Origin of the sequence: Arthrobacter sp. GCM10027362 (assembly GCF_042679445.1) — a bacterium.
In the GTDB taxonomy this organism is placed as follows: domain Bacteria; phylum Actinomycetota; class Actinomycetes; order Actinomycetales; family Micrococcaceae; genus Crystallibacter.
This window is the reverse complement of sequence record NZ_JBHTML010000268.1, coordinates 1-3884: the sequence shown is the minus strand read 5'-3', so window position 1 is coordinate 3884 and position 3884 is coordinate 1. Positions and strand designations below refer to the sequence as shown.

The window sequence follows — 3884 nt, the reverse complement described above, 5'->3', positions numbered from 1 at the left end:
GTTCCGGTTCGACGGCGACCGCGCCGAGATCCGCCGGCAGGCGTGCGCGGCCGCCCTGGCCGAACTGCGCAGCACCATTGCGGACCGGCCGGCCAGGCAGGGCGGGACCGACGACAGGGCCGCCCTGGGAACCGGCCCCGGGGAACAAATTATTTGACCCGGGAGTTATCAAAGATGTCGGCAACTGCTAGCGTTGTTGGCTAAGCTTTAGAAATCAGGCGGTTGCAGCCGCCGGATAGGCATAAGGGAGCAAGGCGATACACATGGTTAAGCAGCCCGTATCCGTAAACGGCGTAGTCCGTTGGCGTGATGTGGGCCTGGCTAATGAAGCCCGTCGGGAGAAGGAGCGCAAAATGGTAGTGCTACGCCACGAAATTGGTGATGTCCTTCGCGACGTCCGGCAGCGCCAGGGCCGCACCCTTCGCGAAGTGTCACACAGCGCCCGTGTTTCCCTCGGTTACCTGAGCGAAGTCGAGCGAGGCCAGAAGGAAGCGTCCTCGGAACTGCTGTCCTCCATTTGCACGGCACTCGATGTACCGTTGTCCCTGATGCTCCGCGAGGTAAGCGACCGCGTTGCGGACGCCGAAGGCGTGATCATTCCGGACACCGTGCCGCAGGAGCTTTCCCGTGAGTTTGTCTCGCATATCCCGGACGAACTGCCGGAGGACCTCAGCCAAGGCCTGGCGTCCGCGCGCTCCTGACCGCCGGGTCCGCAGGCATCAAGACCACTAACAGCTCCAATACAGCAAGGCCGGTTACCGCGATGCGGGCCGGCCTTACTGTATTGCCGGCAGCCTTGCTGCGTTGGCGGCACCGGCGCCTGCCGCGTCAGGGTTCGCGGGTTCGCGGATTGAAGGCCGGCCTAATGCAGGGGAGGCTCGCCGCCGTAAGCCTGGTTGAGGCGGTCCAGCAGGCCGGCCAGGGCATCCAGGTCCTTCACTGACCAGTCCCCGAGGCGTTCGCGGAAGGCGCTCTTCCGGGCCAGCTGGGCTGCCGTGAGGCGGTCCCGGCCCGTCTGTGTAAGGGAAATCGACTGGGCCCGCCCGTCCACCGGGTCGGCCTGCTTGTGCACCAGGCCCAGCTGTTCAAGCATGGCCACCTGGCGGCTTACGGACGGCTTGCCGACGCCGATGTTTGCCGCCAGGTCGGTCAGCCGCATCGACTCTTCCCGCTGCAGCACGGCCAGCAACCCGTAGGCAGCCGGTTCCATGTCCGGGTGGACCTGCCGGGCCACCCGGTGCGAGTTGGCGCGGGCGCGCCGCCACAGGACGCTGAGCTGGCGTTCCAGTGAGTCGATGGCTGCATCGAATTCGGGGGCCGGCGGCTGATCGCTCATGGTCCCCATTGTAGTTCCCGTGCAGGGTGCCCCCGGATGAATCGTCCCGGCCGGCGTGAGAAGATGTCCACGTGCGATTGAGCGATTTTTGGCGGCTGATGGATGATGAATTCGGGGCCGGCTACTCACGCGTGCTGGCGGCGGACCTGGTGCTGGCCGCCCTGGGCGGACGCACGGCAGCCGAGGCGCTAAAGGCCGGGGTGCCGCCGAAGTCGGTCTGGCTTGCCGTCTGCGAAATGCAGGATGTCCCGCCCGAGCGCCGCCTCGGCCGGGACATCAAACCCAGGCGCTGAAAATCGGGGCGCTGAGCCCGCAGGTGCCCGTCCATGGTTCCGGGGCGGATCCGAACAGCCATTCGAATATTTGTTCGGATAGGAGTATGCTCCTACACAGGGACAGAAATTCAAGCGGAGCTGCCGTGTTGTCCACACACGGCAACGGCGCGGCTATTTTGTCAGTGCCGCGCGCTACTGTCACAGGTGGGCAATGAAGGCAGGCCCGCAAGGCCGCAATGAATCCGAGGTGAACAATGGCCGCACCGGCAGACCGCGAGAAGGCTCTCGAAGCCGCGCTCGCGCAGATCGACAAGCAGTTCGGTAAGGGCTCCGTCATGCGTTTGGGCGACAACGCCCGCGCCCCCATCGAGACTATCCCCACCGGCTCCATTGCACTGGATGTCGCGCTGGGCATCGGCGGCCTGCCGCGGGGCCGCGTCGTGGAAATCTATGGTCCGGAATCTTCCGGCAAGACCACCGTTGCCCTGCACGCGGTGGCAAACGCCCAGCGCAACGGCGGCATTGCCGCGTTCATCGATGCCGAGCATGCGCTGGACCCGGACTACGCGAAGAAGCTGGGGGTGGATACGGACGCCCTGCTGGTTTCACAGCCGGACACCGGAGAGCAGGCGCTGGAGATCATGGACATGCTGGTGGGCTCGGGCTCGCTGGACATCGTGGTCGTGGACTCGGTGGCGGCACTGGTGCCGCGCGCTGAAATCGAAGGCGAAATGGGTGACAGCCATGTGGGCCTGCAGGCCCGCCTGATGAGCCAGGCGCTGCGGAAGATTACCGGCCGGTTGAGCCAGACCAAGACCACGGCCATCTTCATCAACCAGCTGCGCGAGAAGATCGGCGTTTTCTTTGGCAGCCCGGAAACCACCACCGGCGGCAAGGCCCTGAAGTTCTACGCCTCGGTCCGCATCGATGTCAGGCGCATTGAAACCCTCAAGGAGGGGACGAATCCGGTGGGCAACCGCACGCGCGCCAAGATCGTCAAGAACAAGATGGCTCCGCCCTTCAAGCAGGCCGAGTTCGACATTCTCTATGGCCAGGGCATTTCCCGCGAGGGTGGCCTGATCGACATGGGTGTGGAAAACGGCTTGGTGAAGAAGTCCGGTGCCTGGTTCACCTATGAGGGCGACCAGCTGGGCCAGGGCAAGGAGAACGCCCGTAACTTCCTGAAGGACAATCCGGACCTCGCCGACGAGATCGAGCGCCGGATCAAGGAGAAGCTGGGCATCGGTGTCAAGCCCGATGCCGGCGAGGGTGGCGAGCCCAAGCTCAAGGCAGTGGACGGCATCTAAGCGGTGCATCCCGATCGCGGCAGGTCCGCCGGCCCCACCCCGGGAACGCCGGCGGACCTGACCCCGGAAGCGGACCCGTACGAGGTGGCGCGGTCCATCGTGCTGCGTCTGCTGACCGTGTCCCCGAAGAGCCGCCGCCAGCTGGAACTCAAGCTGGCCGAGCGGGGTGTCCCCAGTGCGGTGGCGTCCGTGGTGCTGGACCGTTTCGAGGAGGTCCGGCTGGTCGATGACGCCGAATTTGCCAGGATGTGGGTCAGCAGCCGGTCGCGGACACGATCCCTCGCCCGGGGCGCGCTCCGGCGCGAACTGGCGGACAAGGGGATTGCCCAGGAGGAGGCCGAGGCCGCCCTGGAACAGCTCTCCGCCGAGGACGAGCTGGCCGCCGCCAGGGAACTGGTGCGGCGGAAGCTGCGCTCCGGGGCGACGCCGGCGGACCGGAGCGAACGTGACAAAGCCGTCCGGCGCCTGGCATCGATGCTGGCCCGCAAGGGGTATCCGCCGGCCTTGGCCTTCAAGGTAGTTTCCGAGGAACTCGAAAGCCGTTACGACGAAATCGACACGCCGTAACATTTATGTGATCTTGCCCACTTAAACCCGCCATTTCGTTACCTTTTTGAGACTTTTCCCAGAAAAGGTCCATACGGTCCTGCGTTTGTGAGTGCCAAAAACCATGAACGACGTGACCAGAACCGAGCCCGGCGGGGCCTGCAGCAGCATCGGCGGCTGCGCGGCGGCCTTGCACTGGGCCTGACCGCCATAGCCGCGCTGAGCGCTACCGGTGCCGCATTCGCAGGTGTCGGGACCCCTGCTGCGGACCAAGCCTCCGAACCACCGATGATGAGCCTCGTGTCGCTGGTACAGCCGGCAAATCCCGCCTCGGCAGGCAATGCCGTCGGCGGCGAGGCCGCACCGGCGAAGCAGGCCGCAGCCGCGGACGCCGCGCAGAAGGCGGCACCGGCCTGGGGC

The 3884-nt window shown here is 65.7% G+C and carries 5 protein-coding genes; 4 read left to right on the top strand and 1 reads right to left on the bottom strand.

Going from position 1 to position 3884, the window contains the following annotated elements; all coding sequences use genetic code 11:
• The first annotated feature begins 263 nt into the window (after positions 1–263).
• Positions 264–701 carry a helix-turn-helix domain-containing protein gene (locus tag ACFQ36_RS21285; protein ID WP_377017307.1) on the top strand — a complete coding sequence of 146 codons (438 nt, stop codon included), beginning with the start codon at positions 264–266 and terminating at the stop codon, positions 699–701.
• 161 nt (positions 702–862) lie between these two features.
• Here the strand turns inward: ACFQ36_RS21285 and ACFQ36_RS21280 are convergent, their stop codons facing one another.
• Positions 863–1336 (bottom strand): MarR family winged helix-turn-helix transcriptional regulator, encoded by a 474-nt coding sequence (locus ACFQ36_RS21280; RefSeq protein ID WP_377017305.1) that lies wholly within the window; start codon positions 1334–1336, stop codon positions 863–865.
• A 71-nt stretch (positions 1337–1407) separates the two neighbouring features.
• On the opposite strand from ACFQ36_RS21280, the gene ACFQ36_RS21275 reads away from it, so the two are divergent.
• The 3 genes from ACFQ36_RS21275 (at position 1408) to ACFQ36_RS21265 (ending at position 3485) form a co-directional block, all read left to right on the top strand.
• Positions 1408–1629 (top strand): DUF3046 domain-containing protein, encoded by a 222-nt coding sequence (locus ACFQ36_RS21275; protein WP_377017303.1) that lies wholly within the window; start codon positions 1408–1410, stop codon positions 1627–1629.
• Positions 1630–1865: 236 nt separating this feature from the next.
• Positions 1866–2918 carry a recombinase RecA gene (recA, locus tag ACFQ36_RS21270; RefSeq protein WP_377017301.1) on the top strand — a complete coding sequence of 351 codons (1053 nt, stop codon included), beginning with the start codon at positions 1866–1868 and terminating at the stop codon, positions 2916–2918.
• A gap of 84 nt (positions 2919–3002) precedes the next feature.
• Entirely contained in the window at positions 3003–3485 is a 483-nt protein-coding gene (locus ACFQ36_RS21265; RefSeq protein WP_377017309.1) for a regulatory protein RecX, read from the top strand.
• The last annotated feature ends 399 nt before the right edge of the window (positions 3486–3884 follow it).

What these genes read in the sequence shown, in the direction of transcription:
- ACFQ36_RS21285 (WP_377017307.1), top strand. Translation starts at nt 264, where the DNA reads ATGGTTAAGCAGCCCGTATCCGTAAACGGCGTAGTCCGTTGGCGTGAT.
- ACFQ36_RS21280 (WP_377017305.1), bottom strand. Translation starts at nt 1,336, where the DNA reads ATGAGCGATCAGCCGCCGGCCCCCGAATTCGATGCAGCCATCGACTCA.
- recA (WP_377017301.1), top strand. Translation starts at nt 1,866, where the DNA reads ATGGCCGCACCGGCAGACCGCGAGAAGGCTCTCGAAGCCGCGCTCGCG.